Source organism: Kitasatospora sp. NPDC004745, assembly GCF_042873275.1.
Lineage (GTDB): Bacteria > Actinomycetota > Actinomycetes > Streptomycetales > Streptomycetaceae > Kitasatospora.
The window spans coordinates 207,225-228,868 of record NZ_JBIALK010000003.1 but is presented as its reverse complement, the minus strand read 5'-3'; the positions used below and the strand labels follow the sequence as shown (position 1 = coordinate 228,868).

Here is a 21,644-nt window from a genome sequence, read left to right as displayed (position 1 = left end):
GATCCGGGTCGGAGCGTGGTCCAGGGCCTCCCGTCCGGGCCCACCGGCCTCCCGATCCCGCCGGTCACGCCGTGCGCCCGGTGCCGGGTGCTGAGCCCCGGTCCTCGGCGGCCGCGCCCCGGCACAGGCCGAACCGGGCGAGCAGACGGTCGACGTCCTCGGCCGTGCCCTCGACGGCTATCGGGCCGTCGACGCGCAGGGTCAGGTGGGCGAAGCGGGGCGCCAGCTCGGCGAGCGCGGCCCGCGGGTCCTCCAGGTCGTCACTCCCGCCGACGGCCAGCTCCCGGAGGGCCAGGGACTCCAGCCCGGCGAGGACCGGGGAGTCGGCGAGCGCCGACAGGACCTCGACGGACGGGGCGTCGAACTCCACCCTGCCGAGGTCGAGGTGCCTGAGCGCGGGGTACGGCGCCGCCGCGAGCTCGTCGAGCTGCTCCACCGGGCAGTCGACTCCGAACACGTCGCAGCCGAAGTCGACTTCCAGGGAGGCCAGTCCGGGAAGGCGGCCGAGGGCGAAGACGGAGCCGTCCGAGACGGCCGGGCCGCGGACCCGCAGCCGGGTCAGACCGTCGTGGTCCACCGAGTGGAACAGGAAGGCGCCCTCGAGCTCCAGGGTGCGCAGGGCCGGGAGCGAGCCCCACATCGCGGTCTGCACGAGGCCCCGGTCGTGGTGCTCCAGCGGATCGAGCCGACGCCCCGTCGAGGCCGTGCCGTCCTCGTAGAGGAACTCGAACCCGTAGCCGAAGTACAGGTGCTCCAGCCGCGGGAACGGGCGTGCGGCGACGGCGCGCGCGGCCGGCTCCGCGGAACGGTGGTAGTCGGTGAGGTGCAGCTCCAGGACCCGCAGCCGGCGCGCGGCGGGGTGGGCGAGCAGCGCGCCGATCAGGGCGCCCTCCCACTGCTCGGGGTCGGCCGGGTCGGGGCCCTCCGGGCCGGCGGCCGGGGCCGGGCACTCCGCACGGAGGCGCCCCACCAGCTCCCCCCGCTGCGCGCGGGTGTCCCCGGCGAGCCGGAAGCACGCCTCGTCGAGGAAGCCGCGGCTCCAGGTGAAGCGCCAGGAGCCGTCCTCCCGCAGCGCGCCCAGCCCCAGCCGCCGCTCCACCTCCCGGTAGACGGCGGCGAGTTGCTCCCGGTCCTGGTCCGTGCCGCCCGCGGTCCCGCAGCGGTGCTCCAGCCGGATCGCCGCGCCGCGCGGGTCGCCGGCGTCCGACAGTCGCTGCGCGTAGGCGAGCCACGGCTCCCAGTCCGCCGTCCCGGTGCCGGCCGCCCCCGTGCCGGGCGCATCCTCCGGGAGGGGTGCATCGTCGAAGAGGTGCGCATCGGAGAGGTGCGTGCCGAAGAAGTCCATCCGTCCTCCGCAGGTGGCCGGCGGTCTCGGGCCTGATCCGGACGCGCCGGGGTCCACGGTAGGGTCCGTCACCGACACGGTGCAGGGCCGTCCGGTCCCTGGCGCTCCGTCAGGAGTGGTCGTGCCAGGAGATCGCCGCGATCCGCCAGCCCCCGGGGGTCCTGACGAACTGGATCGCCTTGCTGCCGGTGCCCTCGTACGGTGCGCCGTCGAGGACCCCGGACTTGCGGTACTCGCAGAAGCGCGAGGCGATGTCCCCGGCGACGTCCGTCCGCTCGGAGGTCTCCCACTCGGAGAACTCGACCAGCCGGCCGCCCGTCAGCAGCACCTCGCGCGGCGCGATGAACTGCTCCACCGAGTAGACCGTCAGCTCCGGCCCGGTACGGAAGATCACGCCCTCCGGCAGCACCAGCCGGCGGATCCGCGCGACGTCGGGGGCCTTGCCTCCCCGGTTGTCGAAGGCGCCGAAGAACTCGGCCGTCACCGCGTCGATCTCACCCTTGGACATGGCCCCGACGGTAACACCCGCCGTCCTGGCCCGTCCTGCGCCCCCGGACCGGCCGGACGCCCCGGCCGGTCCCGGCCCCGACCCCGCTCCGGAAGCGGGTACGGGCCCGGGGCAGGCCCTACGCCTCCTGGCGGTCGATCTCGCTCTCCCGGACCAGCCAGAGGGCGAGCACCGCGCCCACCAGGCTGACCACCCCGCCGAGCATCAGCACCAGGTTGAGGCCGTCGAGGAAACCGGCCCGGGCGGCGGCGGTCGCGGCCGCCCGGGCCGGCTCGGGGAGGGCGGTGAGCGCCTGCTGGAGGCTGCCGGAGGAGGCGGCCTCGATGAGTTCGCGCGGACGGGCCCCCTCCGCGGTCGGCGAGCCCGCCGTCAGCTCGCGGATCCGGTGCGAACCCCGCCCGACGAAGATCGCCCCCCAGACGGCGATGCCGACCGCGATGCCGACCTGCCGGAAGGTGTCGTTGATGCCGGCCGCCATGCCGCTGCGCTCCTTGGGCACCACGCTCACCGCGACGTCGGCGATCACCGGGTTGATCAGGCCGACGCCCGCGCCGCCGACCAGGAAGCCGGGCAGCAGCCCGGTCCAGGTGTCGGTGGGCTGGATGTCGCCCATCAGCAGCAGGCCCGCGCCGACCGCGACGAGGCCGACGAAGAGCATCAGCCGGGCCGGCACCCGGGAGAGCAGCACCCCGGCCAGCGGCGCCACCAGGAAGCTGAGCACGGTGATCGGCAGGTAGCGCACGCCCGCCGCGAACGGCGAGAGCCCGAGGTAGTCCTGCAGGTAGAGCGTCAGGTAGAGGAAGAGGGCGAACAGCGAGCTGGAGACGGCGAACGCGGCCAGCTGCACCCCGGTGAACGCGTGCCGGCGGAACAGCCCGAGCGGCAGCATCGGCTCCGGGACCCGGCGCTCGATCACCACGAACACGGCCAGCAGGACGGCCGCGCCGACGAACAGTCCGACGATCAGCGCGCTGCCCCAGCCTTCGGCGTTGCCGCGCACCAGCGCGAGGACGAGCAGGAACAGTCCGCTGCTGAAGGCCGCGACCCCCGCCCAGTCGATCCTGGTCGCGTTGGGGTCGCGGCTCTCCGCCAGCTTCAGGTAGGTGACGGCCAGGGCGGCCACCCCGATCGGCACGTTGAGGTAGAAGATCCACTCCCAGCCGAGCGAGCTGGTGAGCGCCCCGCCGATGAGCGGTCCGACGGCGACCGCCACCCCGATCGTCGCGCCGTAGACGCCCATCGCCGTCCCGCGCTCGCGGCCCGGCGGGAACTCCTGCGCGACCAGGGCCAGCGAGACCGCGAACATCACCGCGCCACCGACCCCCTGCACGGCCCGCGCGACGTTGAGGAAGGTCGGGTTCGGGGCCAGCGCGCAGAGCAGCGAGGCTCCGGAGAAGACCACCAGCCCGGCGGCGAAGGCGCGGCGCCGCCCGAGCCGGTCGGCCAGCGAACCGGCCGTCAGCACCAGGGTCGCCAGCGACAGGGCGTAGGCGTCGAACACCCACTGCAGGTCGGTGAAGCTCGCGTTCAGGTCCTCGCGGATGGACGGCAGGGCGACGTTGACCACGGTGATGTCGAGCAGGAGCATGAACGTCGCGACCGAGACGGCGATCAGCGTCCACCACTTGCGTTGCACGGCTGCCGGTCTCCTCATGCTTCGACGGGGCGCACGGATCCGCCGGCCTGCGTGCGGGTGGCGGTGCCGTCGACCGTACGCACCGCCACCGCCCCGACCCCGGCGGAGGCGTTCCGACGCGCCCGGGCAGTCCCCGTCCGGTCCATGGGGGAGGGCCGTCCTCGGCCGCCCGACACCGGGCCGGTCGGCTGCCCGGCGTCGAGCGGCCGGAGGGCCGACCGTCGCCGGGCGCGGGTCAGCCGCCGGCCAGCAGGTCCCGGGTCAGCCGGACCAGGTCCGGGATCGCCGGGTGGGTCGGGACACCCCGGCGCCAGGCGAGGACCAGCGGCACCGGCGGGGCGTCGGTCAGCGGGCGGTAGGCGATCGTGGGGTGCTTGTGCAGCCGGCGCCCCTGGCGCCGGGGCGCCCGGCCCGCGTCGCCGGGCCCTCAGACGATCAGGACGCGGCGCCCGCGGGTGTGGCCGGCCTGGCTGTCGACGTGCGCCGCCGCGGCGTCGGCGAGCGGATAGGACTTCTCGACGGGGATGTGGAGTGCTCCCCGGGCGATCAGGCGGACGGCTTCGGCGAGCGCGGCGGGCACGCTGCCGGCCGTGCCGGAGAACCGGACGCCGTGCTCGGGTGCGCCGAGATCGGCGATCGAGACGACCCTGCCCGGATCCCCGGTGAGCTCGACGAGCTCGCGGATGACGCCCGAGCCGGCCAGGTCGAGCGCTGCGTCGACGCGGCCGAGCCGCCGTACGCGCTCGACCCAGCCCCCGCCGTACGTCGTCGCGGTGGCCCCGAGGCTCCGCAGGTAGTCCTGGTTCGCGGCTCCGGCCGTGCCGATCACCGCGATGCCGCGGTCGCGGGCGATCTGCAGCACCGCCGATCCGACGCCCCCGGCCGCGCCGCTGACCAGCAGGGTCTGCCCCGGCCGCACTCCGACCTCGCGGAGGACGCGCAGTGCGGTCTCCACCACGGACGGGTACCCGGCGGCCTCCGCGAAGCCCAGCCCGTCGGGCATCCGGGCCCAGGCCGACAGCACCGCGAACTCGGCGTAGGTGCTCGACCCCTCGCCGAACACGCGGTCGCCGACGGCGACCCCCTCGACGCCCGCCCCGACCTCGTCCACCACCCCGGCGGCGTCCAGCCCGACTCCGGACGGGAGCGCGATCGGGTGGGCCTTCAGGACCTGGCCCTCACGGATCCGCCAGTCGACGGGGTTGACGCCCGCGGCCCGTACGGCGATGCGTATCCGGCCCGGGCCCGGGTGGGGCTCCTCGGCGTCCACGAGGCGCAGGACGTCCGGTCCGCCGAACTCGGCGAAGTTCACTTTCCTCATGCCCGCCACCGTAGGACTAACGGTTAGGTTTTCACAACGGTTAGGAATTCCTAGCTGGTAGGGTCGGCGCATGCTGCCCCCCGGACGCCGCGAGCGCAAGAAGGCCGAGACCCGGCGGAAGATCTCCGACACCGCCCGGCGACTCTTCCTGGAGCGCGGCTACGACGCGGTGGGCATCCGTGACGTGGCCGCCGAGGCCGACGTGGCGGTGACCACGGTCTTCGCCCACTTCGCCTCGAAGGAGGCGCTGGTCTTCCAGCAGGACCAGGAGTTCGAGCAGGGGCTCGTCCGGGCGGTCACCGACCGGACGCCCGACGAGCCGCTCGTCCCCGCGCTGCGCCGCGAGGTCCTGGCGCTGGTGCGGCACTGCACGGCCGACGGCTCCGCGCCGATCCGGCGGATGATCGAGGCGTCACCGGCCCTGCGCGCCTACGAGGACTCGATGATGCTGCGCCACGCGGAGGCGCTGGCCGCGGCCGTCGCCGCCGATCCCGGGCAGCCGCGGAGCGCGACGGCCTGCCGGGCGCTCGCGAGGTTCGCGGTCGACGCCTACGGGCTGGCCCGGGAGGCCGACGATCCGCAGGAGGCGGTGGACGAGGTCTTCCGGATGATCGGGGCCGCCTGGGGCGCCGCAGCCCCGGCCGGCACCCCGGCCGCAGGCACTGCCACCGGCAGCTGAGTCCGGGCGCCGTCCGGCAGGGAGCAGTGGGCCGGTGGGTCGACGACGGACCTACGCGTCCTCCGGCCAGTCGTCGTCCGGCCAGTCGTCCAGGGACCAGACCGGCGCGACGGCGCCGCTGCCCGCGCCGCCCGGCTGCGGGAACTGCTCGGCCCAGATGATCTTGCCCTGGGGGGTGTACCGGACACCCCAGCGCTCGGTGAGCCGGGCGACCAGGAACAGGCCGCGGCCGCCCTCGTCGTCGGCGACGGCGTACCGCAGGTGCGGGGCGGTGCTGCTGGTGTCCGACACCTCGCAGATCAGCGTGCGGTCGTACAACAGCCGCACCGTGATCGGGCCCGTCCCGTAGCGGATCGCGTTGGTCACCAGCTCGCTCAGCACCAGTTCGGTGACGAAGGCGGCCTCGTCCAGACCCCACGCGGTGAGCTGGCGGGTCGCCCGGGCCCGGGCCCCCGCCACGGACTCGAAGGCCGGGTCCACCTCCCACTCGACGATCCGCTCGGGCTCCAGCACCCGGGTACGGGCCACCAGGAGGGCGATGTCGTCGGTCTGGCGGGCGGGCAGCAGCGCCTCCAGCACCGCGTCGCAGACGTCCTGCGGGGACCGGCCGGCGTGGCCCAGCGACGCACTGAGGACGTCCAGCCCGATGCCGAGGTCGCGGCTGCGGTCCTCGACGAGACCGTCGGTGTAGAGCACCAGGCTGCTGCCCGGCGGCAGCCGCACCTCCAGCGCCTCGAAGGGCATCCCGCCCAGGCCCAGCGGCGGGCCGGCGGGCAGGTCCAGGAGCTCCACCGTGCCGTCCGGGTGCACCACGGCGGGGGGCGGGTGGCCCGCCCGGGCCAGGACGCAGGTCGCGGTCGTGGGGTCGTAGATGGCGTAGAGGCAGGTGGCGCCGGTGATCGCGAGCGCGCCCTCCACCGCGGACGTCTCCTGGTCGATGTGGGAGACCAGGTCGTCCAGGTGCCCGAGCAGCTCGTCCGGCGGCAGGTCCAGGGTGGAGAAGTTCTGGACGGCGGTGCGCAGCCGGCCCATCGTCGCGGCCGCGTGGAGGCCGTGGCCGACCACGTCGCCCACGACCAGCGCCACCCGGGTGCCCGACAGCGGGATGACGTCGAACCAGTCGCCGCCGACCCCGGCCTGGGCGGGCAGGTAGCGGTACGCGACGTCCAGGGCGTTCTGCTCGGGCAGCGCGCGCGGCAGCAGGCTGTGCTGCAGCGTGACGGCCATCGTGTGCTCGCGGGTGTAGCGCCGGGCGTTGTCGACGGACACGGCGGCCCGGGCGGCCAGTTCCTCGGCCAGCGACAGGTCGTCCTCGTCGAAGGGCACCTGGTCGCGGCCGCGCCAGAAGGAGGCGACGCCCGTCAGCACGCCCCGGGCCGTCAGCGGCACGGCGATCAGCGACACCAGGCCGAACTCCACCACCGCCCGGGTGCGCTCGGCGTCCTGCCGGCGCCACCCGGCGTCGGCCGCCACCTCGGGGACGAGCGCGGAGCGACCGCTCACGAAGCCCTCCGCCTGCGGAGTGCTCCCGGCCCAGGTGACCAGTTCCCCCGGTGGGTAGAGCGGGGCGTCGTTGCGCACGCCCGTCACCGCCACCCGCCGCAGCTCGACCGGGGCGCCGACCGCCAGCGGGTGCGGTTCGTCGCCGTGCAGGACGTCGTCGGCGAGGTCGACGGTGGCGTAGTCGCAGAACTCCCGGGCGGCCGTCCGGGCGAGCTCCTCCGCGGTGCGCCGGACGTCCAGGGTCGTGCCGATCGACATGCTCGCGTCGTAGAGCAGCCTCAGCCGGCCGCGGGCGACCTCGGCCTTCCCCGCGAGGGCGAGCAGCTCGGTGGAGTCGCGCAGGGTGGTGACGCTGCCGGACGGGCCGCCGCCGCTGTCGGTGGGGCGGGTGTTGACGGCCAGCAGGAGCTCCCCGACGGGGAGTACCTCGTCGCTCACCGAGCGTCCGGAGAGCAGCAGTTCGGTGGTGCGGGCGTCGAGGCCGAGGTCGGTGACGGCGCGGCCCTCGACGTCGGGCGGCAGGTCGAGCAGCCGGCGGGCCTCGTCGTTGGCGAGCCGGACGGTACCGTCGCCGCCGACGATGGCCACGCCCTCGCGCACCGCGTGCAGCACCGCGTCGTGGTGCTCGTACATGCGGGTCATCTCCTCGGGGCCCAGCCCGTGGGTCTGCCGCAGCAGGCGTCTGCTCACCAGCGCCGTCCCGGCCGTGGCCAGGCCGAGCGCGACCGTCCCGGCCCCCAGGACGACCGGCAGCTGGTGGTTGATCGCGCTGCTCACGTTGGCGACCTTCATCCCGGAGGAGACGATGCCCACCACCGCGCCGTTGGGGTCCTCCACCGGGACGACCACCTGGTACTCCTCGCCGAGCGGGCCGTGCACCTGCTCGACGGTGACCTTGCCCTCCAGCGACGGCTCGATGGTGCCGACGAACTTCTTGCCGATCTGCTCCGGCTCGGGGTGGGTGTAGCGGATGCCGTTCCGGTCGGTCACCACGATGAAGTCGACCTGGGCGTCCTTGCGGGCCGCCTCCGTCAACGGCTGGAGCACCGCGCTGGGGTCGGGGCCCTGCATCGCCGCCACCAGCCCGGGGCTGTGGGCGAAGGCCTCGGCCGCGGCGAGCGAGCGGTCACGCGCCGCGTCGAACCGGTCGCTGCGGGACTGGATCAGCAGCGCGACGACCGCCGCCACCACCAGTAGCACCACGATCGACACCTGTAGCAGGAACATCTGCCCGGCGACGCTGCGCAGGCTCATCATCGACCGCAGGGGTCGCACCGACTGCTCCCGTGCCCCCGCGCGTCGGTCGCCCCGCCCACGACGGCCACCCGGCCGACGCCGCGGCGGCCGGGAGGCGGGGCCCGTGTCTCTGGCCATACACCCATGGTCCCCCCGCGCACGACCGGGACACCTCGCGGGGGTCGGGCGGTGCGACGGGTGGGGTGCCACGGGCGCGGCCCGTGCCCGCGGGGTCAGTGCGCCAGGGCGGTGACCACGCGGTGGATCAGGTCGCGGCGCCCGGCCCGGTCGGCGCTGCCCAGGACCGTCAGGACCTCGGGGTTGGAGGCCGACCACAGCATCGCCACGTGCACCAGCAGGGCGAACAGGACCTGGGGCTCGAACCGGGTCGAGATCAGCCCCCGGGCCTGCGCCTCGGCGATGGCGGCGCTGCGGCCGCGCACCTCGGCGACCCCGAGGTCGTTCAGCGCGTCGCCGTGCTCCAGCCGCTGCCAGGTGATGAGGCGGGGCATGTCGGGGTGTTCGGCGTAGAGGTCGCTCAGGCCCGCCGCGAACCCGGGCAGGTCGTCCGCGTCGAACGGCACGCCGACGACGATCTGCTCGACCAGCTCGTTCCAGACGGCGTCGAACAGCCCGGCCTTGTTCCCGAAGTAGTGGTAGATCTGCGCCTTGTTGCTGCGCGCGGCGGCGGCGATCCGGTCGACGCGGGCGCCGTGCAGCCCGTGCGCGGCGAACTCGGCCCGCCCGGCCGAGACGAGTCTGCGCCTGGTGGCCTCGGCGTCGCGCTCCATGCACCCAGCTCCTAACCAACCGTTTACTTGACATGCTCTGCCGGGGCACAGTCTAATCAACTAACCGTCTAGTTGAATAGGGTCGCGGGCGCGCACCCGGGGGCAGGGGAGGGATCCGGGCTTGGAACCGGGCGTGGTGATGGTCGGTCGGGACGGCGAGCGGGAGCAGTTGTCCGCGTTCGTGCGGGCCCCCGGCGGAGCGGCCCTGGTGCTCCGGGGAGAGGCCGGCGTCGGCAAGAGCACCCTGCTCGACCTGGCCGCGCGGCTCGCGGCCGAGGACGGGCACCTGGTGATCCGGGCCACCGGGGTGGAGGCGGAGGCCGAGCTGCCCTACGCCGGGCTCCACCAGATCCTCTACCCGCTGCTCCCGGTCGGCGCACACGCCGGTGGACAGCCCGGTGGACAGGCCGGTGAACACCCCGGCGATCCGTCCGGCGACGCGGCTCGCGATCCGTCCGACGGATCGTCCGACGGGCCGTCGAACCACGCGTCCCGGGCGGCCCTCGACGCCGCCTTCGGCCGGATGGAGGGCCCGCCGCCGCCCGTCATGGCCCTCGGCATCGCCGTGCTCAAACTGCTGTCCCGGGCGGCCTCGAAGCGTCCGCTGCTGCTCGTCCTCGACGACGGCCAGTGGCTGGACGAGGCCAGCGCCGACGTCTGCGGATTCGTCGGCCGCCGACTGGCCGGCAGTCCCGGGGTGAAGCTCCTGGTGGCCGTCCGCGGGGACGTCGCCTCGCGGTTCGACACCGCCGCGCTGCCCGAGACGCCGGTCGGGCCCCTCACCGACGCGGACGCCGCGTGCCTGCTGGACCGGCACCACGCGCGGCTCGGCGAGCGGATTCGCGGCCTCGTCCTCGACCAGGCCCGCGGCAATCCGCTGGCCCTGCTGGAGCTGCCCACCCACCTCGCCTCCCGCCCCGGCCACCACGCGGGGGAGGACCTGCTCGGCCCGCACGGCGTCCCGCTGCCCCGGCGGATCCAGGAGATCTACGCCGTCCGCCTCGCCGGACTCGACGACACCGTCCGGAGGGAGCTCCTGACGGGCGCCCTCGACGGTGCGACGGCCCGGTCCGGCGACGGCCCGGGCCCGACCGCGCGGTACCGCATGCGCGGCGTCGACGCGGCGGTGGCGTGCGGCCTGCTGGTCGTCGAACCGGCCACCGGTGACCTCGCGTTCCGCCACCCGCTGGTGCGCTCGAGCGTCGTCCAGCTGGCCACCACCGACCAACGCCGGGACGCGCACCGGGTGTTGGCCCGGGTGCACCGGGAGAGCCCGGAGCGGCGCGCCACCCACCTGGCGGCCGCCACCGTCGACCCCGACGAGCGGGTGGCCGCAGCCCTGGAGGCCGCGGCCCGGTCGGCGACCCGGCGGGGCGGCGCGCGGATGGCCGTCTCCTGGCTGACCCGTGCCGCGGAACTCAGCGAGAACCGCTCCGACCGCTCCCGGCGGCTGGGTGACGCGGCGTACGTCGCCGGGCAGGCGGACCGCCTCGGCCAGGCCCGCAGCCTCGCCCTGGCCGCGTCCGCGCCCGGTGCGGAGGAGAACCCCGCCGCGGTCCTCGCCAACGCCTACCTGGCGCTGTACCAGGACGGCGACGTCCGGGCCACCCACCAGCGGGTCGCCGCGGCGGTGGAGCGACTGCGCGACGGCCGCGCCCCGGACGGGGGCGTTCCGGGCGGCCCGGGCGCCGCCGACGGCCCGGTGGCCCCGGACGGCCCGGACGGCCCGGTACGGCGCGACGAGGTGCTCGACCGGCTGGTCAGCCTCCTGCTCGCCGTCAGCCAGTACGCCGGCAGCCCCACCGCCTGGCAGCGCACCCACGAGGTCCTCGGGTCCCTCGGCGAGCTCGCCACCGAGCGGGCCCGGATGTACGGCAGCACGTGGAGCGACGTGGTCCGGCACGGAGCCGGCTGGTGCGCCCCGGTGGAACGGGCCGGGGCCGTGCTGGAGGACCAGGACCCGTGGGACGTGACGCGGCTGGCCGTGTCCGCCTACCACCTCGACGTCCTGAGCCCGCTGCGCCCGTACCTGGAGCGCGTCGTGGACCGTGAGCTGGACACCGGGGCGATGTCCAGCGGCATCGTGATGCTGCACCTGATCATGCTCGACCAGATGGGGCTCGGTCAGTGGGAGGCCGCCGAGCGCACCGGACACCGCGCCCTGGCCCTGTCGACCGAACGCGGCCACGGACTGTTCGCCCACCAGACGCGGGCCTACCTCGCCCAGCTCGCGGCCGTGCGCGGGCGGGCGGAGGAGGCGCGCGACCTCCAGGCCGCGGTCGACGCGTGGGCCCGCCCGCGCGGCATCGGGTTCCTGACCCAGATCGCGGACGCGGTCGGCGCGACCACCGCACTGAGCGCCGGCGACTACGAGACCGCGTTCCTGTACGCCATCGGCATCACGGCGCCGGGGGCGTTCCGCCCCTACGCCTACCAGGCGTCCAGGACGCTGCTCGACCTGGTCGAGGCGGCCCTGCACACCGGCCGGGTCGACCAGGCCCGGGCCCACGCGCTGGCCGCGCGCGACGCCGGCCTGCCCGAGCTCTCTCCCCGCCTGGCCCTGATCACGTTCGGGGCGCTCGCGATGACGGCCGACGACGAGGCGGAGGCGGCGGAGCTGTACGCCCGGGCCCAGTCCCACCCGGCCGCCGAGCGGTTCCCGTTCGAGCTGGCCCGGATCCGTCTCGCGCACGGGATCCGGGTGCGCCGCGCCCAGGGCGGCGCGGCGGCCCGCGTCACCCTCGCCCAGGCGGCGGAGACGCTCGACCGCCTCGGCGCCACCGCGTGGGCCGAGCGTGCCCACGCGGAACTGCGGGCCGCCGGCGTGGTGCCCCACACGGCCGCGCCCGCCCCGGTCCAGCTGACCTGGCAGGAGCGCCGGATCGCCGAGCTGGCCGCCCGGGGGCTGACGAACAAGGAGATCGGGGATCAGGTGCGACTGTCCCCCCGCACGGTCAGTTCCCACCTCTACCGGGCGTTTCCGAAGCTCGGCATCACCACGCGCGCCGCCCTGCGCGACGCCCTGACCGAACTGGCCGACCGCTCCACCGCGCCCTGACCACGGCCCGGCCCGCGCCCTGACCACGCCCCAGGGTCCGACTGCGGCCCCGACCACAGCGGCCCGGCCCCGCGGGGAGTCCGCGGGGCCGGGCCGGTGGGTGGGGCCGGTCGGGTCAGTGCTGCCAGACCCGCACGTAGTCGACCTGCATGTCGGCGGGGGCGACGGCCGGGTACTTGGCGTCGACCGCGTTGTCGAGGATCAGGTACATCGGCGCCGAGGTGATGCCGGAGGTGATCTGTCCGACCTTCACACCGTCGTAGTAGTAGGTGACCGAGCCCGGCGCCCACTCGGCGCCGTAGGTGTGCCAGCCGCTGAAGTCGCCGTGGGCGCACGATCCGGGGCCGCCGGCGTCGGAGTGGAAGTGGTAGCAGGCGTCGCCGCCCAGACCCTCCATCACGTCCAGCTCGCCGTCGGTCGGCCAGTTCTGGCCGTCCGCCCAGAAGGCCGGCCAGTTGGCGACCTGCGAGCCCGACGGCGGCGAGTAGATCCGGGCCTCGAACGCGCCGTAGGTGAACTGGGCCTTGCCGTTGGTGTTGATCAGGCCCGAGGTGTACGGGTAGGTCTTGCCGTTCACGGTGGCCGGCTTCTGGGCCACCGCCAGGTGCAGGCTGCCGCCGCTCACCGAGACCTGGGACGGGGAGTACGCCGCGGCCTCCTGGGAGTTCACCGGCTGGGTCGTGCAGGTGCTGCAGCCGAACCAGTTGGGGTTCCACTTGGCGGCGTCGAGCGAGGTGCCGTTGAACTCGTCCGCGAAGACCGGGCGCCAGGAGCCCGAGATGCCCAGCGGGCCGGCGGAGGTGCCGGTGGTGGGGGAGGCCGTGGCGGTCGGCGACAGCGGGGAGGTGGCCGTCGGCGACGGGGTGCCGGTGGCGGTGGGGGAGGGCGTGGCGGTCGCGGTGGCGGTGGGGGACGGCTTCGAGGTGGCGGTCGCGGTGGCGGTCGGCGACGGGGTGGCGGTCGCGGTGGCCGTCGGAGACGGCACGGTGGTGGGCTTCGACGTGGCCGTGGCCGTGGCCGTGGGCGACGGGCTCGGTGCCGGAGTCGTCGCGGTGCCCGAGGTGAAGGTGCTCACCGGGGTCAGGTTGTGCCAGCGGTTGCCGCTCTCGTACGCCACGAAGTAGGTGTACGTGCCGGCCGGGAAGGTGCGGCCCTGCGGCGTGAACGTGAGCGGCGAGGAGGTCAGCGTCGCCGGGATCGCGCCGCGGAAGTCGTAGTGGGTGCCGTCGGCCGCGCGCACCGCGACGGTCAGCGCCTGGACCGCGGTCTGGCGCGTCGCGTGCAGCTTGGCGGTCGCCGTGACCGGGCTGGTGGCGGCGGAGCCGGTCGGCGTGATCGAGAGCGAGTCGACCACCACCGGCTCGGTCGGCGCGCTCGGCATCGCCCAGGCGGCCGCGCCGCTTCCGGTGGCGGCCAGTGCGATCCCGAGGGCGAGGAGACGGCGCCTGGCGCCGGGCGTGCTGCGGCGGTGCTTCGAGTGTCTGGGCATCAGAGGGAGGACCCTTTCGTTCCCCCCTCGACTGCGGACTCGGAGCAGCCTGGGGGAGGAGACGGTCCGTACGCAAGCCCGGTGCCGGGCCCGAGCCGGCGGCATCGATCGTGTACCCGGCGAAGTCTCCTGGTCAGGTGGGGTTTCGGGATCGCGTCACCGGCGGGCTGTGATACGGCGCACAGCGGAGTGCCCGGTCGCCGCCCGGGCCGGCTCGGAGGGGGCGGCCGAATTCCCTTGGCAGGCTTGCCGGGTGGTGATGTTTGTGGGCAATCCGGACAAATGGCTTGAAAGTCGAGAATCCGTCCACGGGTACCCGCCGCGGCCCGTCCCGTTCCGCCGGGTCCGCGACTGCCCCGTCCTCGACGGGCCATTCGCAAACAGATCTCTAGACGCAATCAGTTTGTCATGCAAACCTGTTCCCGTGACGACTCACTCCGCCCCGTCCGCGGGCGATCCCCACCACCTCCTCGCCATGAAGCGGGCGCTGGTCCACCGCGTCCGCCGCGAGCAGCGCGGTGCCTGGTTCGCCCTCCTCGTCTTCGCCGCCGTGCGGTTCGGAGCGGCGCCGGTGGTCCGCTACGGCCAGGGCGGTCACCACCCCGGAGAGCTGCCGCCCGCCATGTGGTACTGGCCGGTGGCGCTGGTGCTCGCCTACGCCGCGATCACGTGGTACTACCTGCGACGCTCCGCCCGTCTCGGGGTGGGCACCCGGGTCGGACCGTACCTGGCGCTGGGCATCGGCCTGGTCGTGCTCATCACCGCCTACGTGGCGTGGCAGGTCCTGCATCCCGGCTCCCTCATCACCTTCCGGGAGCGGTCCCTGCTCTCCGTCGCCTTCGACACGGTGGTGAGCCCGGCCGGCACGATCGGCCTGGCGCTGCTGCTGCTCGCCCGGATCGAGCGGAGCTGGCCGCTCCTCGCCATCACCTGCGGGTACCTTGGCCTCATGATCCGTTCCGGTGACCATCCCGCCCTGACCCCGTGGGGCTTCCCGGGCATCCTGTTCGAGGGGGGAGTGCTGCTCCTCGGCGGTGTCGGCCTCGCCCTGCTGCAGTGGGTCCAGGGGCGGTCGGCCGCATGACCGAACACCCCACCAGCAGCCTCGACGACGTCGTGCACCAGCGCGTCCGGCTGGGCATCCTCGCCGTGGCCAAGGAGGCCCGGCGGGTGGAGTTCACGTTCCTCCGCAGCACGCTCGGACTCACCGCCGGCAACCTCTCCCAGCACCTCGCGGTGCTGGAGAAGGCGGGCCTGGTCACGATCGACAAGGGTTACGAGGGCAAGCGGGCCCGCACCTGGATCCAGCTCACCAGGGCGGGCAAGAAGGCCCTGCACGACGAGATCGCGACGCTCAAGGCCCTCATCCACCAGCTCGAGGGGCCCGCAGTGCCCGCCGGGCCCGGCGCGCGCGACGGGGAGGCCGACCCGGGGCCGGCCGCCGCCCCCGCACCGGGCTGAGCGTCCGGCGCGCCGGGCCGGGCCCTCGGATTTTGGACTAGACCAATGCTGATCCGGTCAACTCCTTCACGCCTTCTCCATTCCTCCCGCCGCTCCTCGTAGCGTGGCCACGCCTCGCACAACGCGTGGCCAAAGCCCTGGGAGAGCTCTGTGAACTCGCTTACGGCCAAGACCCGTTGGGCCATCGCCCTCGCCGCATCCGCCGCACTCCTGTGCTGCGCCGCACCGGCGGGTGCCGCCGGACCCGCCGGTGCCGCCGACACCGCCGTCGGCTGGCGGGTGTCCGGCATCGCCGTCAGCGCCGACGGCAACCACGCCTACGTCGTCGCCCAGGACAACGTCGGCAGCGGCCACCCCAACCTCCTGCGCACCGTCGACACCCGCACCGGCGCCGTCGTGGCCCAGACCCTGCTCAGCCAGGACGGCACCGCCGGCCGGCCGGCCCTCAGCCCCGACGGCAACCGGGTCTACGTCCTCGTCGCCGACCAGCTGCTGACCGTCGACCTCGCCACCGGCAGCGTGCCCTTCCGCACGCCCGTCGACGGCCCGCGTGCGCTCGCCGTGAGCGCCGACGGCTCCCGGGTTTTCGTCACCCAGCAGGGCACCTCCGGCCCCGGCCGGGTGCTGGTCTACGACACCTTCGCCCGCTCCTTCACCGGCGCCGTGACGCTGGGCGACCCCGACGTGGACGGGATCGCCCTGCACAACGGCGGCGCCGACGCCTACGTCGCCACCGGCGGGGGCGTCGTCCACCTCGACCTGACCTCCCCCGTCCCGACCGTCACCCGCACCGTCCGGCCGCTCGCCGCCGCGACGGAGGTCACCGCCTCCCGCGAGGGCACCCGCCTCTACGCCCTGGGCAGCCGGTCCGCCCAGGGCTCCGGCTACGAGCTCGACCCCTTCACCGACACCTCCCGCACCGTCTTCACCCTCGGCGGCCCGGCCTCCTCCGCCGACACCCACCTCGTCTCGGTCACCCCGGACGGCAGCCGCCTGTTCGTCCTCAAGGACGGCTGGAAGCCCTCCGCCACCGTCCTGGCCTACGACACCGCCACCAACACCGCCCTCCCCGCCGCCGACCTCACCGGCTTCGGCCTCGACGGCGTGGGCGCCACCGCCCTCGGCCCCGACGGGCACACCCTCTACCTGGCCGGACCGCGCGGCGAGACCAGCTACCTGAAGGCCGTCGCCTTCTGACGCCGCCGTCCGTCAACGGCGCGCCGCGGGCCGGGGCACTCCAGGGTGATCCACGACGGCGGATCGGCCGCACCGGACGATCCGCCGAGCCCGGCCCGGGCCCGGCCCGAGCCCGACGGGCGCCCCGTTCGGCCCGTTCGGCCCGGAACCCAACTACCGCCCCCGCCGGGCCCGCTGGGTGACGGCGTGGCGCGGACTCGGGCCGCCCGGTGGCGACGGGCGTCCGGGCGTCGCCGACCGGCCCGCGCCCGGGCCGGTCGGCGACCCGGCCGTGTCCTGCTTGACTCGCGTGACCGGCGCCAGCACAGTGCGGACCCATGAGCACCGACGCGATCTTCCTGGGCCTGGGCCTGACCGCCGTGCTCGCGGTCGGCTCCCAGGTGCTGGCGAGGTGGCTGCGCGTGCCCGCGCTGATCGTCCTGCTGCCGGTCGGGTTCACCGCCGGCGTGCTCACCGACGACCTCGACCCCGAGCGGCTGCTGGGCGCGGCCTTCTCCCCGCTGGTGTCGCTCTCCGTGGCACTGATCCTCTACGACGCGGGCCTCGGCCTGGACCTGAAGCACCTCCAGGGGCACAACCGGCGCGTCGTGGTCAGGCTGCTGCTGCTCGGGGTGCTGCTCACCGGGTTCCCGGCCGCCTTCCTGGCGGCGCAGTTCCTGGGGATGTCCTCCCGGGCCGCGCTGATGCTCGGCGCGATCCTGGTGGTCAGCGGCCCGACGGTGGTCGGGCCGCTGCTCAACTTCGTGCGGCCGGTGGAACGGCTCCAGCAGATCCTCACCTGGGAGGGTTCGCTGATCGACCCGATCGGCGCGATCCTGGGCGCCCTGGTCTTCCACTCGATCGTCGCGAGCACCCATCCGCACGTCGGCGTGCGGGCCGGCCAGTTGGTGCTGAGCTTCGCCGTCGGGATCGCCGGTGCCCTGGTCGGAACGGCGGTGCTGTGGCTGCTGCTGGGCAGGTTCCGGATTCCCGAACCGCTCGGCACGTCCGTGCAGCTCGCCACCGTGATCGGCACGGCGGCGGTCTGCGACGTGCTGCGCGACGACACCGGACTCATCGCGGCCGTGGCCATGGGGGTGGCCGTCGCCAACCTCCCGTCCTTCGACATCCCTTCGCGCAACCCGTTCTTCGAGACCCTCGTCCAGCTGATCATCGGACTGCTGTTCATCTCCATCTCGGCGACCATCACCCCGGACTCGCTCAGCGGCGTCATGCTCCCGACGCTCGGCCTGGTCGCCGTACTGGTCCTCGTCATCAGGCCACTCGTGGCCGGGCTGTCCACGCTCGGGACGGACCTCCCGCAGGGCGAACGCGCCTTCATCGGCTGGATGGCCCCGCGCGGCATCGTCGCGGCCGCCACCGCCTCGACCTTCTCCACGACCCTGGTCGCGGACGGCGTCGGCGGAGCCGAGAAGATCCTCCCCGCGACCTTCCTGGTCATCGTCGCCACGGTGGCGGTCTACGGCTTCACCGCGGTGCCCGCCGCCCGCCTCCTCCACGTCAGGCGCTCCGCCCGCTCCCGCCCCCTGCTGGTCGGCGGCGCGCAGTGGGTGGTGGAGGTCGGCCGGGCCCTGCGTTCGGCGGGCCTCGACGTCCTGATGTGGGCCGGCCTGGAACCGGAACGCGAACGGATCCGGGCCGCCGGCCTGGAACTGGCCCCGGGCGAGCTGCTGGCTGCCGCCACCGGCCAGGGCGCGGAACTGGAGGGCATCACGGCCGTCCTGCTGCTCACCGACGAGGACGACTTCAACGCGCTCGCCTCGACGATCCTGCAGGGCGGCGTCGAGGGCCGGGTCTACCGCCTGGGGCCGCCCCACAGCAGCCACGGAGTGGTGGCCCCGTACACCGGCGGCGAGATCCTCTTCGACGAATCCCTGGCCCGGCCGGCCCTCGCCCGCCGCCACGCCGACGGGGCCCCGCTCCTGGCGACCCCCGGCACCGGTACCATCCCCACCGGCCACGACCTGCTCTTCCGCGTCCGCTCCAACGGCACCCTCGCCCCCGTCGTCAGCGGCCACCCACCCCCCGAGGAACCCGGCGACATCCTCATCCTCCTCGGCCCACCCCGCCACCCCACCCCGCACTGACCGGAGCCCGGGGCGCTCAGGGGGTGTCACCGTTACGCACTTCGGCGCTTCGGGTGCCGGATCGGCGTTCGCGCTGCGCCGTGCGGGCGCAGCGCGGGGCCTGAACGGCTGGGATGTGCATCTGACCTCACGTACGCTCGGGTGCGACGGGGGACTCATGGGGGTGGGCTCGGTGGCTGTACGTGGGGGTGTGCCACGCGGTTGCGCAGTGGTCGCGTGGGTGGTGCTCGCGGGGGGGCTTCGGGCTGGCCGCCTGGATCTACCTGAGCCTGCGGCCCGAGCCGCAGCCCGACGTCGCGAAGGCGGCCCAGTCGGTCACCGCCCGGGCGGCGGACCGGGCACTGACCGCCCAGTCGGACCGTCAGCTCGACCAGGTGCGCGCCGCGTTGCCCTGGGCCACCTACCTGGGGACGACGGTGGCGGACTCCTGCAGCACCGGCTGGGTCGACCACGGCCTCGCGCTCACCCGCCGGACGTGGACCCCGGTGACCTGCTCCAGGACCACCACGGTGTACGAGGCGTTCGATGGCGACTTTCCGTCCCGACTCGCAGAGCTCGACACCGTCCTGGCCACCGCGGGGTGGCATCCCGACCGGACCGGAGCCCCGCTGGACCGCGAGGAGCACCCGGGGCTGGTCGCAGCACTCGACTACGCCCACCGGCCGCCCGACGATCCGAGCCCGGCCCAGGTCGCGGAGGCGGCCGCGCGGCCGAATGCGGCCACGGTGCAGTACGCCGTGCCGATCAGCTTCGACTTCGTGCCGCCCGCGAGTGCGAAGGCGACTGCTCGACAGGGTGGAACGGTCGATGTGGCGCAGGCCCCCTACCTGCCGGCCCTCGACGACGGAACGGCCGCGCACGACGTGATGCTCAAGTACCCGTCGGTCAAGACCTCGTACTACGTCGACTGGCGTCAGTACGGTCACTCCCAGCTGGCCGCCGCTGCCTATCCCGCACACGGCGCCGTCCTCGCCATCTCGATCAGCGGGAACTACAACACCGGCCGGGCTCGGCCGTGACGAGCTCGGTGCCACCCGGACCGCCCGCTTCCAGGCCCGGCGCCACCGGTAGGCCGACTCGCAGCTCACCCGGAGCCTCCGAGCGATCTCCGGAGGCATGACCCCTTCGCCGAACAGCGCGGCACCCTTCAGTCGCGGCCTCGGCCGCGTACGCCCGGCTGCTCGCCTCCTGTCTGGCCACCGCCCGTGACGCCGAGGCGACCGCCCACCACGTCGAGCACGCCCGTCGCAGCCTGATCGCGGCGGAGACCCCCGCGCCCGGCAGGGCCTTCGACACCGTGGAGGACGCCACCGCCTGGCTGCGCGAACAGACCGACCTCCACCAGACCGTGATCCGCCGGGCCTGTCAGGACCGGGCCCTGCCGCTCGCCCAGGCCGCCGACCTGACGGACAAGATGGGCTCGATCCTGTTCGGCCGCGGCTACGCGACCACGGTCGGAGACCTGGCGGCCCGGGTGGCCGAAGCCGCGTCGGCCCGCGGCGAACGGCAGGCCGAGGCGCTCGCCCGCTCGGTCCGTGGCAGCATGCTCTGGCACGCCGGCTGCTACGCGGCGGCGGGTGGGGAACTCCGCCGCTGCCTGCCGCTGTGCGAGGGGGTGGCGTTGCGCCGACTGCGCGCCAACGTCCTCCAGCTGCTCGGGGCGAACGCGCGGGTGCTGGGCGACTTCGACGTGGCCCTTGCCGACCTGGGTCACCGCAGCCGGGCGGGTGCCTGCCTCGTCCGGGCGCGCGAGCACTTCCGGCGGCTGGACCTCGATGCCGACGCGGCCGAGACCGAGCGGCTGCTCGTCGTGCTCATCGAATGTCCATCGCCGTGACCGATCCTCATGTCGTGCCCCGGTCAACCGGACCGGGTCAAGAGGGAGGGAACGCCCATGTCCGTCAAGGGAATCCGCCGGGTCGTCCTGGGCCTGGCCACCACCGCGCTCGCCGGTGGGATCGCACTGACCGGCGCCGGGACGGCTTCGGCATCGAGCGGCGGCGGTTGCGCCGGCCCGGACTGGAAGCAGACCTGCATCAGCGCGGGCGGCGGCCAGGTGTCGGCGCAGGTGACCACCAACTTCGGCGGCAACAACTGCACCGAGCAGATCATCATCTGGGACTACACCACCGGCAGCCAGGCGCTCTCCACCTCGTTCCCCTGCCACTCCGGCCAGTACTCCTACACCTACACCCTCACCAACCCGACCCCGGGCCACGACTACAAGGCCGAGGCCCGCTTCTACTGGCAGCCCGGCAGCGGCTACGACTACCAGCTCAGCCCCGACCTCTGGTACTGAGCCACCGGTCGTGCGGTGACACGGCCCGCCACCCCCGTGGGCCCTGCACCCGTACCGCGTCCCGCTCCCGACACCCCCGGGGGCGGGACGCCCCGTTGCCCGGGTGGCCCCCGCCGCGCGTACGGTGGATGTACGGCTGGACGGGCCGCCGGTGGGCCGGTGGCGGGCGCCGCCGGCTGTCACTGCGGGTGACCGCACGCCGCGGTGCGGTGTTCTGCTGCCTCACAGGACGGAAGAGGCTATGCCCGAGCACAGGATCGGCACGCAGGAGGAGTTCGAGGCGGCCCGGGAGGAGCTGCTGGCGGAGGAGAAGGAGCTCACCCGGCGAAGCGACGAGCTCGCGCGGAAACGGCGGGATCTTCCCTGGGTGCGGGTCGGGAAGGACTACCGTTTCGGGACCGCCGACGGCACCAAGTCGCTCGCGGACCTCTTCGACGGCCGCTCGCAGCTGCTCGTCTACCACTTCATGTTCGGCCCGCCCTACGAGGCCGGATGCCCGGTCTGCTCGTCGATCGCGGACACCCTCAGCCCCAACGCCGTCCACCTGAAGGCCCGCGACGTGACGCTGATCTGCTCCTCGCGGGCGCCGATCGACAAGCTCCTCGCCTACCGGGAGCGGATGGGCTGGAGCTTCGACTGGGTCTCCGCCGCCGGCAGCGGGTTCCACCGCGACCTCGGCTTCCAGTACACCGAGGAGGAGCTGAGGCCGTTCCTGGAGGGCGACATCCCGCCGACCGTCCGGCAGATGGCGCAGGCCTGCGGCACCGACGTGCCCGGCTACGTCACCGAGGGGCCCGGGCTGAGCGCCTACGCGCTCTCGAACGGCACCGTCCACCGCACGTACGTCACCACGGCGCGCGGCCTCGAACCCGCCATGGCCTACTACGGCCTCCTCGACCGGACGCCGATGGGCCGACACGAGGAGGGCGAGCAGACCCACTGGCTGCGCCGCCACGACGAGTACGGGAGAGCCTGAGGATCGGACCGGGTGCCGGGGAGCCTGGGCCCTCGGTGCAGGCGGACGGCGCCGTCCG

General features: G+C 74.4%; 17 protein-coding genes. 10 read left to right on the top strand and 7 right to left on the bottom strand.

From position 1 onward, the window contains the following. Window positions 1–64 precede the first annotated feature (64 nt). The 4 genes from ACFYUY_RS07960 to ACFYUY_RS07945 form a co-directional block, all read right to left on the bottom strand. Window positions 65–1,345: a hypothetical protein gene (locus ACFYUY_RS07960; RefSeq protein WP_387899071.1), complete on the bottom strand. Its 1,281-nt coding sequence runs from the start codon at window positions 1,343–1,345 to the stop codon at window positions 65–67. Window positions 1,346–1,454: 109 nt separating this feature from the next. Next, entirely contained in the window at window positions 1,455–1,853 is a 399-nt protein-coding gene (locus ACFYUY_RS07955; RefSeq protein ID WP_360223017.1) for a DUF4440 domain-containing protein, read from the bottom strand. A 118-nt stretch (window positions 1,854–1,971) separates the two neighbouring features. Beyond that, window positions 1,972–3,489 carry an MFS transporter gene (locus tag ACFYUY_RS07950; protein WP_387899068.1) on the bottom strand — a complete coding sequence of 506 codons (1,518 nt, stop codon included), beginning with the start codon at window positions 3,487–3,489 and terminating at the stop codon, window positions 1,972–1,974. A gap of 427 nt (window positions 3,490–3,916) precedes the next feature. After that, window positions 3,917–4,810 (bottom strand): NADP-dependent oxidoreductase, encoded by an 894-nt coding sequence (locus tag ACFYUY_RS07945; RefSeq protein ID WP_387899062.1) that lies wholly within the window; start codon window positions 4,808–4,810, stop codon window positions 3,917–3,919. 70 nt (window positions 4,811–4,880) lie between these two features. Here ACFYUY_RS07945 and ACFYUY_RS07940 point away from each other — a divergent pair, with 70 nt between their 5' ends. Beyond that, the gene (locus ACFYUY_RS07940) at window positions 4,881–5,489 is read left to right on the top strand and encodes a TetR/AcrR family transcriptional regulator (protein WP_387899059.1); all 609 of its coding nucleotides are present in this window, start codon (window positions 4,881–4,883) and stop codon (window positions 5,487–5,489) included. Between the two features lie 51 nt (window positions 5,490–5,540). Here ACFYUY_RS07940 and ACFYUY_RS07935 read toward each other — a convergent pair whose 3' ends face one another. Then, window positions 5,541–8,249: a SpoIIE family protein phosphatase gene (locus tag ACFYUY_RS07935; protein ID WP_360223141.1), complete on the bottom strand. Its 2,709-nt coding sequence runs from the start codon at window positions 8,247–8,249 to the stop codon at window positions 5,541–5,543. A gap of 212 nt (window positions 8,250–8,461) precedes the next feature. Next, complete coding sequence (locus ACFYUY_RS07930; RefSeq protein WP_360223132.1) at window positions 8,462–9,019, bottom strand: TetR family transcriptional regulator; 558 nt, start codon at window positions 9,017–9,019, stop codon at window positions 8,462–8,464. Between the two features lie 139 nt (window positions 9,020–9,158). On the opposite strand from ACFYUY_RS07930, the gene ACFYUY_RS07925 reads away from it, so the two are divergent. Next, on the top strand, window positions 9,159–12,077 hold the full coding sequence (locus ACFYUY_RS07925) for an AAA family ATPase (RefSeq protein ID WP_387899538.1): 2,919 nt from the start codon (window positions 9,159–9,161) through the stop codon (window positions 12,075–12,077). Between the two features lie 115 nt (window positions 12,078–12,192). Here ACFYUY_RS07925 and ACFYUY_RS07920 read toward each other — a convergent pair whose 3' ends face one another. After that, window positions 12,193–13,566 (bottom strand): family 16 glycosylhydrolase, encoded by a 1,374-nt coding sequence (locus tag ACFYUY_RS07920; protein ID WP_387899056.1) that lies wholly within the window; start codon window positions 13,564–13,566, stop codon window positions 12,193–12,195. 424 nt (window positions 13,567–13,990) lie between these two features. On the opposite strand from ACFYUY_RS07920, the gene ACFYUY_RS07915 reads away from it, so the two are divergent. From ACFYUY_RS07915 to ACFYUY_RS07880, 8 genes are all read left to right on the top strand, one after another. Then, window positions 13,991–14,650 carry a hypothetical protein gene (locus ACFYUY_RS07915; protein ID WP_387899054.1) on the top strand — a complete coding sequence of 220 codons (660 nt, stop codon included), beginning with the start codon at window positions 13,991–13,993 and terminating at the stop codon, window positions 14,648–14,650. Continuing rightward, the gene (locus tag ACFYUY_RS07910) at window positions 14,647–15,027 is read left to right on the top strand and encodes a transcriptional regulator (protein ID WP_360223356.1); all 381 of its coding nucleotides are present in this window, start codon (window positions 14,647–14,649) and stop codon (window positions 15,025–15,027) included. Before ACFYUY_RS07915 ends, ACFYUY_RS07910 begins: the two co-directional genes overlap by 4 nt. A 150-nt stretch (window positions 15,028–15,177) precedes the next feature. Beyond that, window positions 15,178–16,224, top strand: coding sequence for a hypothetical protein (locus tag ACFYUY_RS07905; protein ID WP_387899051.1), 1,047 nt, complete (start codon window positions 15,178–15,180; stop codon window positions 16,222–16,224). 317 nt (window positions 16,225–16,541) lie between these two features. Continuing rightward, window positions 16,542–18,311 carry a sodium:proton exchanger gene (locus ACFYUY_RS07900; protein ID WP_360223114.1) on the top strand — a complete coding sequence of 590 codons (1,770 nt, stop codon included), beginning with the start codon at window positions 16,542–16,544 and terminating at the stop codon, window positions 18,309–18,311. 188 nt (window positions 18,312–18,499) lie between these two features. Next, window positions 18,500–19,330, top strand: a complete 831-nt coding sequence (locus ACFYUY_RS07895) for a hypothetical protein (RefSeq protein ID WP_387899049.1) — start codon at window positions 18,500–18,502, stop codon at window positions 19,328–19,330. 278 nt (window positions 19,331–19,608) lie between these two features. Beyond that, complete coding sequence (locus ACFYUY_RS07890) at window positions 19,609–20,148, top strand: hypothetical protein (RefSeq protein WP_387899046.1); 540 nt, start codon at window positions 19,609–19,611, stop codon at window positions 20,146–20,148. Between the two features lie 57 nt (window positions 20,149–20,205). After that, window positions 20,206–20,610, top strand: coding sequence for a hypothetical protein (locus ACFYUY_RS07885; protein WP_387899045.1), 405 nt, complete (start codon window positions 20,206–20,208; stop codon window positions 20,608–20,610). Between the two features lie 241 nt (window positions 20,611–20,851). Beyond that, window positions 20,852–21,586 carry a DUF899 domain-containing protein gene (locus ACFYUY_RS07880; protein WP_387899043.1) on the top strand — a complete coding sequence of 245 codons (735 nt, stop codon included), beginning with the start codon at window positions 20,852–20,854 and terminating at the stop codon, window positions 21,584–21,586. Window positions 21,587–21,644 lie beyond the last annotated feature (58 nt).